Source organism: Paenibacillus sp. cl141a (assembly GCF_900109305.1).
In the GTDB taxonomy this organism is placed as follows: domain Bacteria; phylum Bacillota; class Bacilli; order Paenibacillales; family Paenibacillaceae; genus Paenibacillus_AQ; species Paenibacillus_AQ lautus_A.
In genome coordinates this window covers 58,535-79,722 of sequence record NZ_FNZO01000011.1, presented here as the reverse complement: position 1 = coordinate 79,722, position 21,188 = coordinate 58,535, and the positions used below count along the sequence as shown (strand labels likewise).

At 53.5% G+C, this 21,188-nt stretch carries 15 protein-coding genes; 1 reads left to right on the top strand and 14 read right to left on the bottom strand.

Annotation, left to right across the window (positions count from 1 at the left end; translation table 11 throughout):
• Positions 1–129: 129 nt before the first annotated feature.
• The 4 genes from BMX45_RS24430 to BMX45_RS24415 all read right to left on the bottom strand — a co-directional run bounded on the left by BMX45_RS24430 (position 130) and on the right by BMX45_RS24415 (position 3,778).
• Positions 130–804 carry a hypothetical protein gene (locus tag BMX45_RS24430; RefSeq protein ID WP_090912635.1) on the bottom strand — a complete coding sequence of 225 codons (675 nt, stop codon included), beginning with the start codon at positions 802–804 and terminating at the stop codon, positions 130–132.
• 268 nt (positions 805–1,072) lie between these two features.
• Positions 1,073–2,275, bottom strand: coding sequence for an acyl-CoA dehydrogenase family protein (locus tag BMX45_RS24425; RefSeq protein ID WP_090912633.1), 1,203 nt, complete (start codon positions 2,273–2,275; stop codon positions 1,073–1,075).
• Positions 2,276–2,373: 98 nt separating this feature from the next.
• Positions 2,374–3,153, bottom strand: coding sequence for an alpha/beta fold hydrolase (locus tag BMX45_RS24420; RefSeq protein WP_090912631.1), 780 nt, complete (start codon positions 3,151–3,153; stop codon positions 2,374–2,376).
• A 31-nt stretch (positions 3,154–3,184) separates the two neighbouring features.
• Positions 3,185–3,778: a TetR/AcrR family transcriptional regulator gene (locus BMX45_RS24415; protein WP_090912629.1), complete on the bottom strand. Its 594-nt coding sequence runs from the start codon at positions 3,776–3,778 to the stop codon at positions 3,185–3,187.
• A 275-nt stretch (positions 3,779–4,053) separates the two neighbouring features.
• Between BMX45_RS24415 and BMX45_RS24410 the strand changes: the two genes are divergently transcribed.
• The gene (locus tag BMX45_RS24410) at positions 4,054–7,182 is read left to right on the top strand and encodes a beta-galactosidase, LacZ type (protein ID WP_090912627.1); all 3,129 of its coding nucleotides are present in this window, start codon (positions 4,054–4,056) and stop codon (positions 7,180–7,182) included.
• A gap of 141 nt (positions 7,183–7,323) precedes the next feature.
• On the opposite strand, the gene BMX45_RS24405 is transcribed toward BMX45_RS24410, so the two are convergent.
• The 10 genes from BMX45_RS24405 to BMX45_RS24360 form a co-directional block, all read right to left on the bottom strand.
• Positions 7,324–8,391, bottom strand: a complete 1,068-nt coding sequence (locus BMX45_RS24405; RefSeq protein ID WP_090912625.1) for a hemolysin family protein — start codon at positions 8,389–8,391, stop codon at positions 7,324–7,326.
• Positions 8,392–8,468: 77 nt separating this feature from the next.
• The gene (locus tag BMX45_RS24400; RefSeq protein ID WP_090912623.1) at positions 8,469–9,767 is read right to left on the bottom strand and encodes a hemolysin family protein; all 1,299 of its coding nucleotides are present in this window, start codon (positions 9,765–9,767) and stop codon (positions 8,469–8,471) included.
• Between the two features lie 503 nt (positions 9,768–10,270).
• A complete protein-coding gene (locus BMX45_RS24395) occupies positions 10,271–10,765 on the bottom strand; it encodes a pyridoxamine 5'-phosphate oxidase family protein (protein WP_090912621.1) in 495 nt (164 codons plus the stop codon).
• Positions 10,766–10,993: 228 nt separating this feature from the next.
• Positions 10,994–13,009, bottom strand: a complete 2,016-nt coding sequence (locus BMX45_RS24390) for an alpha-L-arabinofuranosidase C-terminal domain-containing protein (RefSeq protein ID WP_090912619.1) — start codon at positions 13,007–13,009, stop codon at positions 10,994–10,996.
• Between the two features lie 81 nt (positions 13,010–13,090).
• Entirely contained in the window at positions 13,091–13,984 is an 894-nt protein-coding gene (locus BMX45_RS24385) for a carbohydrate ABC transporter permease (protein WP_090912617.1), read from the bottom strand.
• A 13-nt stretch (positions 13,985–13,997) separates the two neighbouring features.
• Positions 13,998–14,933, bottom strand: coding sequence for an ABC transporter permease (locus tag BMX45_RS24380; protein WP_254778257.1), 936 nt, complete (start codon positions 14,931–14,933; stop codon positions 13,998–14,000).
• A 60-nt stretch (positions 14,934–14,993) separates the two neighbouring features.
• On the bottom strand, positions 14,994–16,565 hold the full coding sequence (locus tag BMX45_RS24375) for an extracellular solute-binding protein (protein WP_090912613.1): 1,572 nt from the start codon (positions 16,563–16,565) through the stop codon (positions 14,994–14,996).
• A gap of 191 nt (positions 16,566–16,756) precedes the next feature.
• The gene (locus BMX45_RS24370) at positions 16,757–18,406 is read right to left on the bottom strand and encodes a response regulator (RefSeq protein ID WP_090912611.1); all 1,650 of its coding nucleotides are present in this window, start codon (positions 18,404–18,406) and stop codon (positions 16,757–16,759) included.
• 4 nt (positions 18,407–18,410) lie between these two features.
• Entirely contained in the window at positions 18,411–20,210 is a 1,800-nt protein-coding gene (locus BMX45_RS24365; protein WP_090912609.1) for a sensor histidine kinase, read from the bottom strand.
• A gap of 76 nt (positions 20,211–20,286) precedes the next feature.
• On the bottom strand, positions 20,287–21,141 hold the full coding sequence (locus BMX45_RS24360; RefSeq protein WP_090912606.1) for an AraC family transcriptional regulator: 855 nt from the start codon (positions 21,139–21,141) through the stop codon (positions 20,287–20,289).
• Positions 21,142–21,188: the final 47 nt, after the last annotated feature.

The window sequence follows — 21,188 nt, the reverse complement described above, 5'->3', positions numbered from 1 at the left end:
CACATCATGACGCTTTAGGTACATCCAGATGCTAATCGAAAATGGGTGCGGAAACTAAACAAGCGAAAGAAGACGGGACACGCCAAAAAACCGCGCACATCTGGATGGCGGGCGCGGTAGCAGCAGGTACTAGCGAAAAGACAACGTACGGGCGGAGGCCAGCTTGCGTACCGTAAGCCACAGGGACAAGAGGAGCAGCAGCTCGAATACGTTCGTGGCAGCCGAGCTTTCGATCGGGATCGGGATCGGAATGGCGCTCCCAGCAGCCATCAGCACCGTGCCGATGAACAGCAGCGGCGTCTTTTTTCTCCGCCATACGATAATGCCTGCCGTCAGCAGCGGAATCAAAATCAGGATTACCATGAGCGGCGGCCCCCCGGAGTCGAACGAAACGTAACGCAGCGCTCCGTACTCCATGGATGGCTGGAGCTTGAGCGGCAAGGTCTCCGTCACCATCTCGAGCACGATCAGCGCTGCGGTGAAAAGCCAGGCCCCCCATGCGGCGGCCGGCCTGCTGGCCCAAGGACTTCCGGCCTTGCGCATCAGGTCGAACGACACGAGCACAAGCAGCGGCGTGGCCAACGCATGCACCCAGAAACGCGCAACGTTAAGCCCCTCCAGCAGATCTCCTTCCCCCATGTATTTTCCGATGCCGATCACGCCAGTATCCCAGACCAATCCGGCCGTTACGATCAGCAGCAAGTACCGAAGCCCCGGTGACGCATCCCGCCTCATCAGCACGCACCCATACAGAAACAGCACGGCATATATAGCGGCCAAGCCCAAATACAGCACAGAATCCATGGTTGCATACCTCCTTTCATCCTAATTCCTCATGAGCGGATTTCGATCGCCTCGTATAGTACGTACTGATAGGTTTTATACCCGTTAGCCCGCCATCCTAACCTAAGTGTATGTATATGAAGCAGAGGCTGCAGAAGATGCCGCGATTATGTAATGGAGCCGCAAAAAGGAATGTCCGGCACGCGAAGCGAAAAAAAAACCGCCGGAGCCAGCTCTCCCGCGGTTTCTATCCTTATTTCCTGCTAAGTGGCTCTCTCGTCCGATCAGATCAAGGCTCCTGATTTTCCTTCTCCTCCGCTTCCGAAAGGGCCCGTTTGGCCAAATTCGTCAGCACGACATCATCCATCGGCGGATTATGAAGACCTGCCCGGACATCCCGGTACATACGCTCCAACGGGAGCTTCCGGGAGAGACTCAATCCCCCAACGATCCGCATGGCCTGATCGACAATCCGGACCGCCGCATTGGTCACGACGTACTTGGCAAGCCCAAGCTCGGGTTTGAGCGCGGCGCGGTTCTCCGCTTCCTTGTCCCAGCGGTCGGCAGTTTGGTACAGGTAACTGCGAGCCGTCAGCAGGTCAACTTCGATTTGGGCGATCTGCCTTTGGACATTCGGCAATTCGGCAATGGGCACCGTCAAGGAGTTCGGTTGATGACGACGGGCAAAATCGATGGCAAAATTTCGCGCGGCATAAGCAATCCCCATATAACATGCCGGGATATGGAGCAGAATGCCTTCCGTAGGCACGGGAAACTCAGGCTTCTCATAATCGGGCCCCCGAATGACTTCCGTGTCCGGCACGAATACGTCCTCCAGAATCACGTCATGGCTTCCCGTTGCCCGCATGCCCATCGTATTCCAGGTCTCTTCAACCTTGACCCCGGGCCCGCTGCGAACGAGGAACGCGCCGACCTTCTCGCTATGCTCGATTCCGGCCGTAACCACGAATTGCTTCAAGATCGGGCTTAACGTGCTGAAGGTTTTGCGTCCGGTGATGCGCCAGCCGCCCGACACCCGCCGTGCCGTCGTCTCCGGCCTTCCGCCCCGGCTGGGGCTCCCCGTCGCAGGCTCGCTCGCCAGTTCATTAATGACCGTGCCTTCTGCTACAACGTCTCTGCACAATCTCTCAAATAACGGCTCCGGCCAAGCCCCGGAAAGGCGCAGCTGCAGTATCTGCCCGATATGCCAGCCTACGGCCAGCGCCGTAGACCCGTCTCCTCGGGCGAGCCGTTCCTGGGCAAGCACCATTTCGTATACGGAGGCTTCTTCTCCTCCAAAGGCTGCCGGAACGGTCAGCTTCAGATAACCGGACTCCTTCAAATCATCAAAATTCTCGAACGGAAACGATCCCTCCAGATCGTGCTGAGGTGCTCTTTCCGCGAATATCGCTCCCAGCTTGTCGGCCCGGGCCGCGATCACCGCTTCGCGTTCATTACGTATGAATGGATCTGTGGAACCGAATCGATTCAAGTTCGTCCCCTCCTTGATAACCCTTGTATTCCGATGGATATATGCCTAAAATTGTAGCAACCCTGTTTTGGGGTGTCAATGAAAGGGCTCAGATACCGCTAGATCGCGTGCTCCGACAGAAATGAAGCGATCGCCTCGTTCACCTCGTCGGGGTTATCCAAATTCGTTGCGTGATGAGCGTTTCGGATGATTTTCAACTGCGCGTTCGCGATTTGTTCCTGCATGTATGCCTGCTGCCTTCGGATCATCGTGTCGCTTTCGCCTTGAAGCAGCAATACCGGACACTGGATTTTGTGCAGATCATGCGTGCTGTCCATTCGGGTCACCGCATCCCATATCCGAATCCAATCGGAATGAGCAATAGAGCCAAAAGCTTGCTCAATATAGGCTTGATTGCTCTTATTAAATTTGGATAACATCCTGCCTTGTATTTTTCCGGATAAAGACATCGGCATCAGATAACTTGTTAAGCGGTTTATCGGCACGAACATGCGCTCGAACCAATTAAACGCATTCGTGAATGGCGTGCCGATCAGTACCAGGGCCGCAACCTTCTCCGGATAGCGAACGGCAGTCTGCAGCGAAATATGACCGCCCAGGGACAGCCCGCAAAGCGTCGCTTGTTCAATGCCGAGTTCGCTTAGCAAATCCGCCAAATCCCTGCTGAAATCCTCCGAATCCACCTTGCCTTGCGGCAAGGAAGAGGAGCCATGCCCCCGGATATCCCACACCACGGTTTGATACCGACGGGAGAAGGCATCGACTTGAGGCCGCCACTGTTTATGATTCCAGGAAGCTCCGTGCGTAAACACCAGCGGCTTCCCTTCTCCCTTCACTTCATAATACAAATCGACTTCCCTTCCTTTGTAAAGCGGCATAGCCCTCCACCTCTCCATAATAAAATGGGCATTATTCCGTACCGCCTTGAACGAGCGAGGCGAATATGACCTGAAAGCACTCGTCAAACAGTTCGTCCAAGCTTCGGTCCGACTCTTTGATCCAGATCAGCATGGCGCCGCTGATCGCGGCTTGCAGCACCCGGCTGACCCGTGCCACGTCACATGGCACGATCTCTTTGTTCGTGATCGCCTGATCCAGCATCTTTCGGGTAAACTCATCAATCAGCTGCAGCCGGTACCGGGTCTTCTCCAGCAAATCCGGATCATTCGTCCCTTCCAGATAGAAGGAGGTATGGTTGGCCAATTCCACAGGATCCTTCATATGCGAGACGGCATCCCTGAACACCGTTTTAAGCGCCTCGATTCTGGATTGGCCGGACAAGTCCGCATCGTGGAAGGCTTGCTTGGTTAATTGAATGACATAATCGCTGTAGGCCAGGAGCAGATTCTTCTTAGATCCGAATCGCTTCATTAAGGCTGCCGGCGAGATGTTCATTTCATGCGTGATGTCGGTTAAGGCTAACTGGCCGTAGCCCTTTTTGCATAGTGCCCGGTAGACACCGTGGAAGATCCCCTCGTCTTGAAATTCGCGAGGTCTTACCATGCGCATTCCTCCCATCGTTAGTGAATGATCATTTACTAACTATTATTTCATAAACATTATTCCATGTAAATGTAATATTGGTCATGTTGATGCCGCTGGACATAACCAACGGCTTCCCTGGCAGCAAGATATTCATTTGACCATCTAAGTGATCGAAATTTCGCTATTTTGTTGATCGTGTGATAGAAATAGCCCAACTTCCTTATACTCTTGGGCGGAATTAACCTCTATACTGTCAGTAGAAGGAAACCATAATCTAGGAGGAGCTGAGCACATTGCGTACCAAATTCATTTACCAGGCACCTGCAAACGGTTATCCCGAATGGAATAATAATCCGAATATTTTTCAGTTGAACCGTCACAAAGCGCATGCTTACATGATGAATTTCCCGACGGAGTCCGAGGCGCTGAGCCTTGACCACGCCATGTCTCCCTGGTATCAGTCATTAAACGGGACCTGGAAATTCGCTTTCGCCAAAACGCCTGAAGAGCGCATTCAAAACTTCCACGAGGCCGATTACGATTCCGGGAGCTGGGCCGATCTTCCCGTCCCTTCCCATTGGCAGCTTCAAGGCTATGACTATCCTCAATATACGAACGTAAGATACCCCTGGGCCGAATCGGAGCCTGAATTGAAAGCCCCCTTCGCACCGACCCGATACAATCCCGTGGGCTCCTACATCCGTGAATTCACGGTACCTGAAGCATGGAAGGAACAGCCCGTTTATATTAGCTTCCAAGGTGTTGAATCCGCTTTCTATGTATGGGTGAACGGCGAGATGGTCGGGTATAGCGAGGATACGTTTACGCCGGCCGAGTTCGACCTTACCCCCTATCTGATTGAGGGCAAGAACAAATTAGCCGTTGAGGTATACCGATGGTGCGATGCGAGCTGGCTTGAGGATCAGGATTTTTGGAGGCTTAGCGGGATCTTCCGCGAGGTCTATCTCTATTCGGTCCCTGCCGTCCATATCTCCGATTTCTTTGTGCGCCCGGTTCTTGATGACGAGTACCGGCATGCCGAGCTGCAAATCGATGCAGCCGTCACGAATTATTATAACGAAACCATCGACAAGGACACGCTCCAGTTGGAGGCGCTTCTCTACGATCAGGACCGGCAGCTGGTCCAGAAACAAACACTTACCATTGCGGATTACATCATTGAAGAGGGCAGCTTTACCCTGAGCATGAACGTCCCCGAACCCGAGAAATGGAGCGCGGAATCGCCTTATTTGTACACCGTTGTCCTGGCATTGAAGAATACGGACGGAGCTTGCCGCGGAGCCGTAAGCTGCCGCACGGGATTCCGCCGCTTCGAGCTGAAGGACGGGCTCATGCGAATCAACGGTCAGCGCATTCTGTTCAAAGGCGTGAACAGGCATGAATTCTCCCCGGATACCGGGCGGGCCCTCAGCCGTGAAGACATGATCACCGATATTGAGCTGATGAAGACACATAACATTAATGCGGTACGGACTTCCCATTACCCGAATCAATCCGCATGGTATGACCTCTGCGATGAATACGGGTTATATGTCATCGATGAAACGAACTTGGAGACGCACGGAACCTGGACGTATGGGCAACAGGAGCTGGAAGAAACGGTGCCCGGCAGCAAGCTGGAGTGGCGCGACAACGTATTGGACCGCTGCAATTCGATGTTCCAACGCGACAAGAATCACCCCTCGGTCATCATCTGGTCGCTTGGCAACGAATCGTTCGGAGGCGACAACTTCGTTGCGATGCACGATTTTCTGAAGGAAGCCGACCCGTCCCGGCTGGTTCATTACGAGGGAATCTTTCATTACAGGGCGTCCGAAGCGGCCAGCGACATGGAATCCACCATGTATGCAAGGCCGCAGGATGTGGAGAAGTATGCCAACAGCAATCCGGACAAGCCTTATATCATTTGCGAGTACAGTCACGCGATGGGCAATTCCTGCGGCGGGCTTCACCTGTATTGGGAGCTGTTTGAGAAGTACGACATTTTGCAAGGGGCTTTTATATGGGATTGGATCGATCAAGCAATCCGCACCCAAACGACGGACGGCATACCATATTTGGCTTACGGCGGAGACTTCAACGAAACGCCGCATGACGGCAACTTCAGCGGGAACGGCCTGATCTTCGCGGACCGAACCAAAACCCCTAAGCTGGACGAAGTGAAAAAATGCTACCAGAACGTCAAGTTCGAAAGCCTGGATCCTGCCGCAAGCCGGATTCGGGTCAGCAACCGTTTCTTGTTTACCAGCCTCGATTCGTATCTTGTACAATGGGACGTAACGCTAAACGGCAAAGTCAGCCAATCCGGCACGCTCGAGCTCTCGCTTCAGCCAGGTGAGCAAGCGGAAATTCACGTTCCGTACTCCCCTGTGGAGGACGAAGGAAAAGAAGCGATTCTCACCGTCTCCCTCGTTCGGAAGGAGAGCACCAAGTGGGCGCCTGCAGGACATGAGGAGGCTTGGGAGCAGTTTGTGCTGACGCCGTATATAGCCGAGCAACCCGAAACGGACGCTCTTGCAAACGTGCAGGCTCTGGAAGCTGCCGAGTCGGATGAAGAGCTTATCATCAGGGGTTCTGCCGTCTCGTTGCGTTTCCACCTTGGCACCGGGGATCTGACATCCTACGCACTGTCCGGCAGGGAATGCCTGCTGGCGCCGGCAAGACCGAATTTCTGGCGGGCCGTCACCGACAACGATCTGGGCAACCGGCTCCCTGAACGCAGCGGCGTGTGGAGAACGGCCCATGATCGGCGAAAGCTGCTGTCTTTGCGCTGGCATGCGGAAGGCCCTGCCGTCGTGGTCTCCAGCCACTATCGGATCGAGACCCATCCCGTATCCAGCCTGACGCTGGAATATCGAATCTATCCGGACGGCACCCTCCGCGTGCATGAAACCTTGAACCCTGGCGCCGGTCTGCCCGACATTCCGGAAGTCGGCATGCTGTTCTTGCTGGATGAAGGACTCGATACGCTCAGCTGGTATGGGCGGGGACCGCATGATAATTATTGGGACCGGAAGACAGGAGCCAAAATCGGCCGATACGCGGGCAAGGTCGCTGATCAGTTCGTCCCTTATCTGAGGCCTCAAGAGTGCGGGAATAAAACGGATGTGCGCTTTGCGCTGCTAACCGGGGAGCATAGCGGGGACGGACTGGAATTCGAGAGTTCCTCCCTCATGGAAATATGCGCACTGCCGTGGACGCCGGAGGAGCTGGAGGGCAGCGACCATGCGTACAAGCTACCGCCAAGCGATAAAACCGTCCTGCGCATCAACTACAAGCAAATGGGCGTCGGCGGCGACGACAGCTGGGGAGCGCCGATCCATGAAGAATTCACGCTGCCTTCCAACCGCACGTACAGCTTCGGCTTTACGATGGGGGCAGCACGCAGACCTACTCGATAGGACACATGCAAAAAGAGCAGCTTCGTGTTGAAGCTGCTCTTTTTTATTTTTCGGCAATTCCATGCCCTCTCACCACGGATAGGTGGCCACAAGGAAATTTAACCCTATTCCAGAATTGTGCCCGTTGCTAGTTCGCATCGCTTAGGCGTGTGCCCCCTGCAACTCGCGGCGATCCGATTCGTCCCGGATATCGCCCACGATCTCCTCCAGAATATCCTCCATCGTCACCAGCCCGATCGTCGTGCCGGATTCGTTCGTGACGACGGCCATATGCACGCGGATTTGCTGCATCTTGATCAGGACGTCCTTGATCGAAGACGACTCCGGAAAACGCGGCATGTCGTGAATAAAGTCATTCACGCTGCAGTTTCTTCCCGCCGCTATGCCCGTCAGCATCTCCTTCGTATGGATAAACCCGATGAAATCCTCCGCGCGTCCCGATTCCGTCACCGGGTAACGGGTATAGTCGTACTCGCCCAGAACCTCCAGGATATTGGCAAGGGGCCACCCTCGTTCTACCGTAACGATCCGATCTCTCGGGACCATGATTTCGCGCAGGGTGCGCTCTTCAAAAGCAAATATATTGGTCAAATACCCCATCTCAGTCTGGTTGATTTCGCCGCTCTCGTAGCTCTGGTCCACGATCCACTTCAATTCCTCCTCGGAATGGACCGTTTCATGCCCTGCCGGTTTTACGCCGAATACTCGAAGCAGGAGACGCGAAGCTCCATTCAATGCATAAATGAACGGATACATGATCTTCCCAAACCAATACAAGGGAGACGCCAGCAGCAGCGTCATTTTCTCGGCAAATTGGATCGCCAATGTTTTAGGCGCCAGTTCCCCTATGACGACATGCAGGAACGTGATGATCCCAAGGGCAATGGCATAAGAGAGCACCGTTGCCACCGCCGCCGGCACGTCGAATCGTTCAAACAGCGGATGCAGCATCCTTTCGACGGTCGGTTCGCCCAGCGCGCCCAGCACGAGAGCCGTAATGGTGATTCCAAGCTGGCAGGCGGACAAATAGTAATCCAGCTCATGGGCTACCTTCCTGGCCGTGACCGCCCGTTTATTCCCTTCGGCGATCAATTGATCGATCCGGGACAGCCGCACCTTCAAGATGGCGAATTCGGCCCCTACGAAAAATGCAGTCAGTCCGATGAACACGGCTACCAAAAATAAATTCAACGCGATTATTCCGTCCAATGATTTCCCTCTTGCGAGGGATTCACCTCCAAAAAAGTTATGGTCTGAATGTACACGGGATCATGCCATGCCCTAAATCATCCGTGTCTGAGAATGACGTGTTTGATCTGAAAATTATCCGTTTCCGCTACGGCCCATATATGCTCGCCATGCTGGATCTCATCGCCGTCTTGAGCCGTCGTGCCTTTCTTGTACTGTATCCAGCCGCCGATCGTATCCATCTCCTCGTTATCCTCGAATACCAAGCCGAAGCGCTTTTCAAGCTCCTCCAAGAGAACCCGTCCGCTTATCAGGTATTCGCGTTCTCCGATCTTCCGGATATCCGCTACTTCATCTTCATCGAATTCGTCGCGAATTTCCCCTACGATCTCTTCCAAAATATCCTCCAGGGTCAGGATCCCCGCCGTACCGCCGTATTCATCAATCACCAAAGCCATATGCATCTGCTCCTGCTGCATCTTCAGCATGGCATCCTGGATCGGCGTAATTTCAAGCACGACCGGGAGGTCCCGAACGAATTCTTCCAGCTTGCGGTCTCGACCGGCCACGATGTGGGGCAGCATCTTCTTGACGTTGACGACGCCAACCACCCGATCCTTGCTGCCATCCTCGATGACAGGGTACCGCGTATAGTTGTGCTCATCCAGGATACGGACGATGTCCGGGTATTCCATGCCTTTATCCAGGGTGATCAGATCCGTTCTCGGTACCATAATGTCTTTGGCCACGCGCTCATCAAACGAAAACACGTTTTCCATGTAAGCCAGCTTGGTCCCATTGATCTCGCCGCCCTGAAAGCTCTGCGCCATGACGATGCGCAGTTCCTCCTCCGTATAGGCCTGCTCATGCGGCGCAGGTTTCACGCCGAATGCACGAAGAAGCACGCGCGAGGCTCCATTCAACGCCCAAATGAACGGATACATCAGCTTGCCGAACCAATACAGCGGGGCTGCAAGGAGCAGCGTCGTCTTTTCCGAGAATTGAATAGCCAAGGTCTTGGGCGCCATCTCTCCCACCACGACATGCAAAAAGGTTACGAGAATGAACGCTATGGCGTAAGAGGCAATCGAGGCCGTTGAAGCCGATACGTCAAACCAATCGAATACCGGGTACATGAAACGCTCAACGGCCGGCTTGCCGATGGCCCCGAGCCCCAGCGCCGTCACCGTAATGCCGAGCTGGCAGGCCGAGAGATAGTAATCGAGATCGCCGGCTACCTTTTTGGCAACAACCGCCTTCTTGTTTCCTTCCGTTATTAATTGATCGATCCGCGACATGCGGATTTTAACGACGGCAAACTCGGACGCCACGAAAAAAGCGGTCAACGCAATCAGTATGGCAAGTATGATTAAATTAGTGATGGTAATAATGTCCAATGATTTCCCTCTTCAGAGGGATTCACCTCCAGATTGAATTAAAGGCCATGTGCGTTTGCATCTGAACAGGTCATTCTATATACGATATTTCCATGAAAAAGAGGTAGTTCGCAGAAGAGAATATGACAACCTAATTCCGCAATTTGATCCATTTGCAATAACGCCTTCCCAATGTACTACCTCCTCTCCTGGAATCTATTTTTCATATTTATGAAAAAATTATATCATGACTGCAATCAAACCATCCAGTTGCACGTTATGGTTTGCAGGCGAATTCCAGCACGAATTCACATAATTCTCACTTGTTTGATGAGGTATATTCCTTCTTGGTGCTAAATATGCCCTGTAATGTATTAAAGTGCCCACCCCAACCGGTGCTCATCCATTCATAACCAATACGGGATCCGTCTTGAAGGATATGCGCGCGGGTTCGGCTAGCATAAAGAAACCGCAGGATGCTGGATCCTGCGGTTTTGCCACTGCTAATGAACGAATTTTCGTTATCAATGGAGATCTACGGTTTTGTTTATATCCGAGTCGCCCTTGGGCTCTTGGCCCACCATTTTCTTGAAGAAGGCTTTCACCGTTTTCGTTTTGTTTCCGGTTTCCCAATACTCCGCGGTGTCCGTGTCCACCTTGATCAGAATAATGTTGGGATCGTCGTAGGACGTCTGCAGAAATTTTTCGTGCGCCGCATTCCAGAGCGACTTCTTCTTCTCCAGATCATCCACGACTTCGGCCTTGCCTCGGATCGATACGTAGGATTTGCCCACATAAGCGACATTTACGTTGGGATTCGCCAGGATTTCTTCGTATTTGCTGGTATCCCGCTTTGTTAAGAACCACAAGTCGCCGTCGAATTCGATATCCTGCGTCTGCATCGGCCTGGCATTGATCCCGCCCTCCGATATCGTGGAGAACATGGCCGTTTCGATATCCTTAATAATCTCCTTCACGGTTTCGACCGCTTCCTGGTTTACAACGGTTCTGTTTGCCATCTCAATCACCCCATCCTTGTATTTAGTCTCTAATTACACTTCCCATAAATAAGTTAAACGATGAATCATGTAACATTTCGGGTATTTCGGGTCCATTCGTACGATCTTCCTGCATGGATTCAGGCAGGACGGGAACCGTTCCCTGCGCAAAAAAAGCCGGAAACTGCAAACGCAGTCCGACTCTTTTGCACGAAAAAACATTCATTTTAAAAGGACGGCTTCATTTCATCACACCTGGGCTCTGAATTCCAGCGCGTAAACGGATGAAGACCGTAAGTCGTAGCCTTGGCGCCATGCCTCTGCCGGAACCCTGCTTTCCTTGCACATAATATGTTCCGGCTGGAAAACGGAGTTGATGTCATCGTAAGATTCGCCGGTGATTTCGTAAAGGGTCGTTTCCCCGGAAGCCTCGAAGGCCTTCAAATCCAGCACGGCCCTAACCGCTTCCAGGCTTCGATTTACGATCAACACGGTGACGATGCTGCCGTCGTCATTCGTCCCCGCCACGATGTCCAGGTCCAGAAGCGCGTCAAGTGCCATAGGCGTCTCCTTCCTCGAAGCCACGGAGAAAGTTCCGCATTCCGCTTGGACGGGAAGGACGCGCCGAACGTCCCGATTGGCGTAAAGCTTCAGCACTTCATAGGTTGGCGTCCCGTAGATCGTAAGGGGATGCCCGCTCCAGCCGGGCTGCTTGCCGCAGTATTGGTCCGCATAATAGTCCCCGACGCGTATGCAGCCGCCAAGCCAGCCATTTACCAGGTCGGAGAAGCTGCCGATGTGCACCATGTCGCTGCAGCGCATCATTTCATTCAGGTTGGCGGCATTGGCCACCGCGGCTCCCAGCGTGTGCTCGTTCGGCAGCCCTTTTCGCACCGTATTCGGATAATACATCGTGTTGTATTCAGTGATCGCCAGCTTGACGTGGCTATGCTCCGGACGGGACCGGATCAGCTCCGTCGTCTGCCGGACATGGTGCCGGGTCCACTCGGGATAAGAAGCAATCGCCTTATAGCGATCCTCCGCCGGCGTATCCCGGTTCATGCCGAAAGGGCCGTAGCCGTGATACAAATGCAGCGTCAAATAATCGATGCTCTCACCGGCCAGTTCTAGCACGGTTCGGTTCCATTCCTGCTCGTAATGACCGCAGGCCAGCAGCACGATGGAGGGGTCCGCCTCCTTCATGGCCTTGGCAAACGATATCGTCCGCTCCGCAAACTGCTCGGCCGTGCAAGTTCCGACCTGCCATTGGCCCCACACTTCGTTGCCGATCTCCCAGTACCTGACGTTATACGGCTCAGGGAAGCCGTTCCGGGCACGTAAAGCCCCCATCGACGTATCCGCGCTCCCGTTGCAGTATTCGATCCACTGCGCGGCTTCTTCAGGGGTGCCCGATCCGTCGTTCACGCAAATCAGGGGCTCCACCTGCAGCTCTCGGCAAAAGCGGATGAATTCGTCCGTTCCGAAATATTTGCTGGTCCACCCTCCCCAGGCCTCATTGTACATGACCGGCCTTTCCAGGACGGGGCCGACGCCATGCTCCCAATGGTAAGCGCTGATGTAATTGCCTGCGAGTCTCATCATGCCCGCATTCAAATCTTTAGTCATCTCGACCACTTCACGTTTGACCAAGGCAGTGCTGTCGACGGGCAGCAAGGAGACGTGATCGATCCAGAGCATGCCGGTGGACACGTGATCGACCCACCTTGGATGTTCTGCAGGAACATATACCCGGATCTCGGCATCTGTGCATTCGCGCAATATGGACAGCTGATCCTCATAGTGCTGCCAGTTATGGCTGCCAAGCTCCATGCGAAGCTGGCCAAGCGTCTCTTCCGTGCGCCGGTCGACAGCTTCCACCATCACGTATTGAAGCTCAATGGAGGCGCGGGCGACAAGCCGGACCGTATAGTTCATCGGCCCCTTTAATGCCGCCTTCTGCGTTATGCCGGCATAAGCTTCGTCATCGCTCAGGATGCGGATGCGCTGGGCTCTTCCCGAATGCCGGGGCGCCGGTGCTTCCATCGCGTACTGGGTGTTGCGTCCGTTCGTATACGCGCGCCAGCTTCCCGATACCGGCGTCATCGTTTCTGCCTCGCTCTCAAAATCCATGTCCTTCAGCGGAAACGCGAGCATCGCCTCCATATGGTCCCGGATATCCTCCACAAAATGACCGAACAGATACGGATTAATCTCATGCTCGCTCTTGCGGCTGCAATCAATGGTAATCGTTGCGTTCGTATTCAAGAATATAACCTCCAATGGAATTTTAGGGTGAGCTGTGCATCATATCAGCATTACCCCTTGATCGAGCCGATCATACCGGCATTACCCTTTGATCGAGCCGATCATGACGCCTTTCACGAAATGCCGCTGCACCAAAGGATACATCAGCAGTACAGGCAAACTGGATACGATAATGACCGCGTATTTGATGCTTTCGGCCAGCAGGATGCTTTTTTCCAGTCCCACGCTGCCGTCCACGGCATCCGATTGGCTGATCAGCAAAATTTCGCGCAGCACCAGCTGAAGCGGGTGCAGATCTTCGTTTCGGATGTATATGAGTGCGTTAAAGAACGAATTCCAATGGCCGACCGCATAGAACAACACCATGACCGCCAGGATCGGCTTCGATAAGGGCAGGATGATGCTAAACAGCAGCCTCCAATTGGAGCACCCGTCGATATGGGCCGCCTCCTGCAGCTCCCAAGGAATGCTCGATTGGAAATACGTCCTCATCACGATCAGATTGTACGTCGCGATCGCGCCGGGTATGATCAACGCCCACATCGTGTCGACCATTCCCAAATCTTTGACCAACAGATACGTTGGAATCAGCCCGCCGTTGAAGAACATGGTCAGCGTGATCAGCACCATGATCCCGTTGCGTCCGGGAAGATCGGGTCTCGACAGCGGATAGGCCGCCAATATCGTCATGATGATATTGATCGCCGTGCCGACGGTCGTGTAGAGGATGGTATTGCGATATCCCGTCCAAATCTTGTCGTTGTGCAAAATATTCTCATAGGCATCCAGCGTCACGCCCTTCGGCAGCAGCCAAACTTCGCCGTTCAATACCCGTGCCGGGTCGCTGAACGAAGCGCTGACGATAAACAACAGCGGATACAGCACGATGACGATAATGACCGCGGCGATCGCATAGATCAGGATGTCGAATAGCCGTTCACTCGAGGCTTCTTTTATTGTCGATGGCTTGGACATGTCCGTCCCCCCTTTACCATAAGCTCGTCTCCGACGTCTTGCGCGCAATGCGGTTCACAAGCAGGAGCAGCACCAGATTGATGGCGGAATTAAACAGGCCGATTGCAGCCGTGTAGCTATACTCCCCTTTTAAAATGCCTGTCGTGTAGACAAACGTGGAGATGACGTCGCTTGATTCCAGATTCAAGTTGTTCTGCATCAATAATATTTTCTCGAAGCCCACGTTCATGAAATGGCCGATATCCAAAATAAGCAAGATGATGATGACAGGCGCAATGCCCGGCAAGGAAATGTGCCAAATGCGCCGCAGCCTTGAAGCCCCGTCCATCTTCGCCGCCTCGTACAGCTGCGGGTTCACCCCGCTCAGCGCCGCAATGTAGATAATGGACTGCCACCCCATGCTCTGCCATATGTTAGAACCGATAAAGATGGTCTTGAACCAGCCCGCTTCCTCCAGAAAGCGGATCGGCGTGCCGCCGAGTGCCTCGATCAACAGATTGATGGGACCGCTGGTCGGCGACAGGAACACATTCAGGATGCCGACAATGACAACTACCGATATAAAATGCGGTATGTACGTAATGTTCTGCAGCCATTTGCTGAAGGTCTTGCTGCGTATTTCGCTGATGATTAAGGCCAGCAGGATCGGAATCGGAAAGGCAATCAAGAGCGAGAACAAATTGATGGACAGCGTATTCCACAGCAGCCGCCAGAAATAATACGAGTCGAAGAAGCGTTCGAAGTGTCCGAAGCCCTCCCAGCTGCTGCCGAGAATGCCTTTGGCCGGATTGAAATTTTTAAAGGCAATCTGCAGCCCGTACAACGGACCGTAGTGAAACACCAAATACCAGACGATGGGCAGAAGCAGCATAAGATACAGATCATACCGCTTGGCCATTTGTCTTAACAAGCGGGGGCTCCGCCTCGAATCGCTTCGAGGCAGAGCCATCGCTTTATCCGCGTTGGCGCTCTTCATGGGCATCCACTCCTTCACGATGATGTGGCAGCTTTATTTCTCCATCTTGTCATATGCATCCTGATACAATTTCTCCAGTTCGCCGATCTTCATCTTTTGGAGCGTGGATTGGAATTCTCCCCACTTGTCGAAGCTAAGCGCGCCCGCAATGAATTTCGTGCTTTGCTCCTCGTAGTATTTGTCGATGTCGTTACGCAGAATGTTGACCTGTTGCGCCGTTTGCTCATCGAACATCGGAGCGGCGTAACGAACCTTCGGCATGAACGGATCCAGCTGCTGCTGCGCTTGCTGCACCTGCGGCGGGTTGATGAACGAAGCAACCTGTTCGCTGATGATGTGAGGGGCCCCTCCTCCAGCATAAGGCGTGATTTTGGCCTGATTGGTAATATCCTTCAGGAAATCCTCCGTATAGTATGGAATCCCGTCCTTGAGCTCGTAGTGCTCCCCTTCCCTGCCGAATCTCAGAAGCGTCGATCCTTCATCGCTGTAAAAATAATCGATCCAGCGCATCGTGACTTCCGGGTACTTGTTGATGGACGTAATGGCAAAGGCTCCAAAGTCCCGCGCAATCGGCAAGGCCTGGCTTTGCATCCGGTCTCCGTTCGGGCCTGCCGGCGGCGCGATTCCGGTATACTGATCCTGGATCGACAAGAAGTTATTGTTGGTTTGGTCAAAGAAGAATCCCGTATTTCCCGACCCTTGCTTGGCCAAATACTGAGCTTCCGTGTGCGAGAATATCTCAGGGTCCAAAAGCTTTTCCTTGTATAGCTTGTTTAAATACATCAACATCTCTTTATTCTTGTCGCTGCCCATCCAGATGCTCACTTTGTCATTTTCGATATTGATGTTATACCCGAGCTGCGTATCCAGTCCGAAAGATCCGCTCATCGCGGCCACAATCGACAATCCGACACGTGCCGTCATCGGAAGCTCATCCTGCTTCCCGTTGCCGTTCGGGTCTCCGTCGCGGAAGGCCAGCAGCACCTCATACAGTTCGTCCGTCGTCTCCGGCACCTTCAGATTCAGCTTCTCCAGCCACATCTGGTTGATCCATTTCTTATCCGTACGCGCCGCGCCTAGCGTAACAATGCCGGGAATGGCATAGATGTGCCCCTCCGGCGTCGTGATGCCCGAACGGATTTCGGGATATTCCTCCATCAATTTCTTCAGATTCGGCGCGTATTCGTCGATAAGGCCTTCCAGCGGAATCAATTGGCCTGCCGATCCGTAGCGAACGGCCTCAAGCGGCGAGAGCCCGGAACGGAACAAGGCGTCAGGGAGCTCGTTGGAAGCAAACAGCAGGTTTTTCTTCTCCTGGAAACCGTCCGTCGGCGCTTCGATGAATTCCACCTTGACGTTGCTCAATTTCTCGTAATCCTGGAACACCGGCATCTCCTTGAACGGACCGTTCACGGGCGCAATCCGGGTGAACATTTTCAGTTCCACCGGTTGGTCCACGATCGGAAACCCCGTGGTATGTACGACATTCTCCGCACCTTCGGGTGCGGCTTCCTTCTTCGATCCTCCATCGGAACTGCATCCGGCCAGCATCAAGCTGGAAACGATCATGGAGATGACCGCGTTTCTTCCCCAGCGTCTACGCATGTATCAGCTACCCCCATATTTTCTTATTCACCAACCCTATTTGTAAGCGTTTACCGTTGGTGTGTGTGATTATTATAATTCAGCCGCCTTGACGGCCCGTTACAAAAATTTGACCATTTACTCCACATATTTTACGGTTTATAACAAGGCGGCTTTTGAGTTCGTTTCCCTGCCGATCCGAATACTTGGTTTTATCCTTCTCCTCTTCCCAGGCGGTTCAAATACTCCTGCGGGGTTAGGCCCGTCATTTCCTTGAATACTTTGAAAAAATAATTATGCGTCGTAAACCCCACTTGTCCGCTGATTTCCTTGATCGAGTATTTGCCGCTTTCCAGCAGCTTGCGCCCCGCATCGATCCGAACCCGATTCAGATACTCCGAGAACGTCCGCTGCGTCTCTTCCTTGAATATTCGGCTCAAATAGGAGGAGTTCAGGCCGATGGCGCCCGCGGCAAGCTCCAGCGTCACGTAACCCGGGTAACGCTCCAGAATAAAGTGTATGGCCTGCGTGACATGCCGGGAATACGGCCCTCCCGCCCGGTGCTGCTTCAGCAGTCCGAGCAAGCCTGCATAGAAGGATTGCAGCCACTGCACCAGCTCCCCGACGCTGCCGATCCTTCCGAGCTCGCTTCGGGAAGGAAGCTTTTCCTTGGCGTCTTCCGTCCCTGGAATCCAGGTTTTCAAAGCCTTGTCCCCAGTTTGCATGAGCTCGCTGACCATCATCTGGACCGTATGCGAATGGATCGGCAGATGGTGGATGGATGCAAAAACTGAGTCGATTAAACCGTGTACGCCTTCGATGTCCAGTCGTTCAATCGAAAGCAGCAGCTGTTTGTGTTCCTCAATCGTTAGGGATACTCGCTGGTGGTATTCATCGTCAAGCCCGCCGGCCCGGCCCGGCATCCTGGGGGCCGCGCTGCTGCCGGACGGCTCCGAGCGGGAAGCGTCGAGTAACCGTTCGGCGGAGCCGTAGCTTGTGCCGAGCTGGGTCAGGCTGGTGCACACATGTCCGGCGGCGCTTACGCATTTTAGATTAAGGAACAGCTCAAGGGCATGCTGAAGCTTCCTCATCTGTCCGTCGATTTCGCTCTTCATGGCATGTTCGCTCCGTTCCTTAAACGCAAACACGATCATGAACCGTCCATCCTCCACATAAGCTGCCGTCCGCTCCCGGATATCGCCAAGGCTCTGCTGCATCATATCGAGCACCTGCTGAACCAGCCGATTCGTCTGCACGTCGCTGTATGACTCCGTCAGCAGCAGGAACGGAACAATCTGCAGGGCCGCGGCCGCATAGCTTGACGCACCGGTGTACAGGCCGTTTTCTCGCGAAAACGCCTCAACCTCCAGGGTGGCCTTCTTCCGTCCCCTGACCAGATGCGCGATATATTCGCGGATATGCACGGGATTTATCCGTTCGGTCTTAACCTTGCGGGCCTCGCTCTCTTCCAGCAGCCGATCCGCCCGGCGCAATTCAAGGACCGCTTTGTTAAGCAAGGCAGCAAGCGTTGCACCGTCCAGCCGATGCTTCAATAAATAATCGATAGAGCCGTTCTTCAGGCACGCCCGCACGTAGTCATAATCATCAAAGCTGCTGAGCATGATCGTCTGAATGGACGGAAACCGTGCCTTAATCTCCCGATTGAGCTCCACGCCGTTCATTTCCGGCATATTCACGTCAATAATCGCGATATGCGGAGGAGACTGCTCGATCATCGCGAGCGCCATGATGCCGTTATGGGCTTGGCCGCATAATTCGAATCCATGCTCATTCCAGTCCAATAGCGTTCGCAGATCATGCCGCACCAGCGGTTCGTCGTCAACAAGCAGCACTTGAAACATGGCTTTATATCACCTCTTGTCGGGATTTGTCCTTATTCTCCACTATGTTCGGAAGCCGGATCTCGGCCTTCGTATATAAACCCGGCTCACTGTACAATTTGACGCCGTAGCCATCTCCGTACATGTGAACGATCCGCTCATGCACATTGCGTACCCCCATGCCGCTGAAGCGGGACGTGTTACCATTCTTGCCCGTCTCCCCCAGCAGTTGTTCCTGCTGCCCCGCCGTCATCCCCTTGCCATTGTCGATCACTTCAATCTTGAGGTCGCTGCCCGCTTCACATACGCGTATCAGCACGAGCCCCTCCTGCTCCATCGGTCCGATGCCATGAATGATGGCATTCTCCACGAGGGGCTGCAGCATCAGCTTCAGGACCCGGCATTCCAGCAAAGTTTCGTCCTCCACCTGGGTGACCATCCGGATCGGCTCCATATACCTGTACTTCACGATGGAGATATAGCGTTCCACATACTCCAGCTCCTCCCGCACCGTCAAAAATTCGTTCGAATTGCCTAAAACGCCGCGCATGAGCTCAATCAACGATCCGGACACCTCTTCGATATTCGGCACGCCGTTCATCTTGGCCAAATACTTGATTGTATTCAGCGAATTGTATAAAAAATGAGGATGAATCTGCGCCTGAAGCGCCGTTAATTCGGCCTCCCGCTTCTCTTTCTCGCTGACCCGGATCCCTTCCAGCAGCCGCTTCAAATCCTCCACCATGCTGGTGAAGACGCGGTACAGCTGACCGGTCTCGTCCTCGCTTTTGATTTCCTTTTTCGGGAACGTCAGATTCCCTTCCTTCACGAACATCATCAGGGATTTCAATCGCCGGATGTTGAGTGTGATTCGGGAAGATACCTGCAGCGAAGCGATCAGGACAACGATAAACACGATGATGGATACCTCCGCCAACAGTTTGCGGAGCTTTGCCGATTCGCTCAGCAGCGAGTCCATTGGTATCAGAGCCAGGGTGCTCCATCCCGTATACCCGGATTGACGGCTCACAACGATGTACTCTCTGCCGTCTATGCTTTGCTTGATGGCATCCCCATTCCCTGCAAGGTCTTGATGAATGCGGAGAATTTTATCGAACGAAGGGGCAAAGGCCGGCGCCGATTCGGCTTCATAGACGAAACCGCCCTGCTTGTCCAGCACATAAATCATGCTGTCGGTGGTCGGCTTCACGCCGTATGTTTTTTGGATAAAATCATAATTCAGATCCACCATGACCACTCCGATTGTTTCACGGTTATATCGAATCTCACGGCCGATCGTGATGGCATCCGATACGCCCGACTGCTTGAAATACGCATGGCGCGATCCGTTGTGGAGCATGTAATCCATCATGGGGCTGCCCAAGACCGTCTTGTCCAGCCACGGACCGCCCGAGAAATACACCTTCCCGTTCAAGCCAACCACCGCAATTCGCGAAATATAGGGCTTGTAATCGATCAGGATGGAGAGAAACTCGTCGATCCGTTTCTGTTCCTGAAACCATTCATAACTAATCTCTTCATGGGGGCTCAGCAGCGTGTCGATCACCGTGCTTTTGTTGGTCACCACGACGGTGTTCAGCCGGTCGATTTCCTCCAGCATCATATTCAGCGATTCATCCGCCTGCCGGATGCTGTCCGAAACCGAGGTGACGGCATTTTGCATGATCGTCTCGCGCATGCTCATATACACGATGACCGTAATGGAGACGATGGACAGGAGCGTCACCGCACTGAACGCGATGAATATTTTCCCTTGAATGCTTCGTCTGGGCGATAGCCATCTTTGAATCGTAGAGAGCTTCATGGCGAGTGTCTCCTTTTTTCGGTTCCGTAGAACCGGGTCGGTAACCGTTTTCAAAAGTATATAATGCTTCCTGAAATCAGCATGGATTTTCACGCATCGTTATGGGAGGCACCTTGAAATAAATCTTGAACGCCCGGGTGAATGAATACAAATTGGGATAACCCAGGGACAAGGCAATCTCGGTAATCGTGGCGTCCGTTTCCGTTAGTAACCGTTTGGCCTTGTCCATTCGGATGCGCTGAAGGTATTTCAGCGGGGGCATTCCTACCTGGCTCGTGAACATATTGGAGAAGTACGAGCGGTGCACACCCGCGAATTCGGCAACCTGCTGCACGGATATCCCCTCGGTAGCATGCAATTCCATGTAATCCAAACACTCGTGAATCCATCCCGCAAGCTCCGTCGGCTCTGCGGAAGCCGCATCGGGAACCATGCCGGCGAGCAGACCATAAACCAAACCGTGCAGCTCGAGCGATACCGACGGCTTCCAGCGCTCGACGCCGGCCAAGGCATCAATCACACATTCGGCGGACTTTTCGACCCGGGAGGAGATCATTTGTCTGCCGAACGGGCTTTCCGGCACTAAGCCGGCCAGCTCGAGCAGCGGCCTTACCCTGTTTCCGTCCAAGGCCAGCCAGCTCATCCGAAGCGGTGCATCCGAGGGAAGCAGGTGATAGTAATAAGTCCGGCCCGGAAACAGGCAGAACAGATCATTCTTCTGCAGATCCACTCGTTTCCCGTCGAACTCCAGCCGCACCGTTCCCTCATGCACGAAGTGCAGACTGTAACACTCGATCCGTTTCGGCCCGACCTTGTAATTGGGCTTGGCTAAACTTCGCCCCGCCCGGACGGGCCAGATCTGTGCTTCTTTATCCAAATATCCCGGCGTATAGTAGATAAACTCGGCATACTCGTATTCGTACTCCTGCAATTCGACTTCCCCTCTTCCCTTCATTTTTTCAACAAGAATAACAAAAT

Coding starts and splice junctions, on each gene's coding strand:
- BMX45_RS24430 (WP_090912635.1), bottom strand. CDS start 804: ATGGATTCTGTGCTGTATTTGGGCTTGGCCGCTATATATGCCGTGCTG.
- BMX45_RS24420 (WP_090912631.1), bottom strand. CDS start 3,153: ATGCCGCTTTACAAAGGAAGGGAAGTCGATTTGTATTATGAAGTGAAG.
- BMX45_RS24415 (WP_090912629.1), bottom strand. CDS start 3,778: ATGGTAAGACCTCGCGAATTTCAAGACGAGGGGATCTTCCACGGTGTC.
- BMX45_RS24395 (WP_090912621.1), bottom strand. CDS start 10,765: ATGGCAAACAGAACCGTTGTAAACCAGGAAGCGGTCGAAACCGTGAAG.
- BMX45_RS24385 (WP_090912617.1), bottom strand. CDS start 13,984: ATGTCCAAGCCATCGACAATAAAAGAAGCCTCGAGTGAACGGCTATTC.
- BMX45_RS24380 (WP_254778257.1), bottom strand. CDS start 14,933: ATGGCTCTGCCTCGAAGCGATTCGAGGCGGAGCCCCCGCTTGTTAAGA.
- BMX45_RS24375 (WP_090912613.1), bottom strand. CDS start 16,565: ATGCGTAGACGCTGGGGAAGAAACGCGGTCATCTCCATGATCGTTTCC.
- BMX45_RS24370 (WP_090912611.1), bottom strand. CDS start 18,406: ATGTTTCAAGTGCTGCTTGTTGACGACGAACCGCTGGTGCGGCATGAT.
- BMX45_RS24365 (WP_090912609.1), bottom strand. CDS start 20,210: ATGAAGCTCTCTACGATTCAAAGATGGCTATCGCCCAGACGAAGCATT.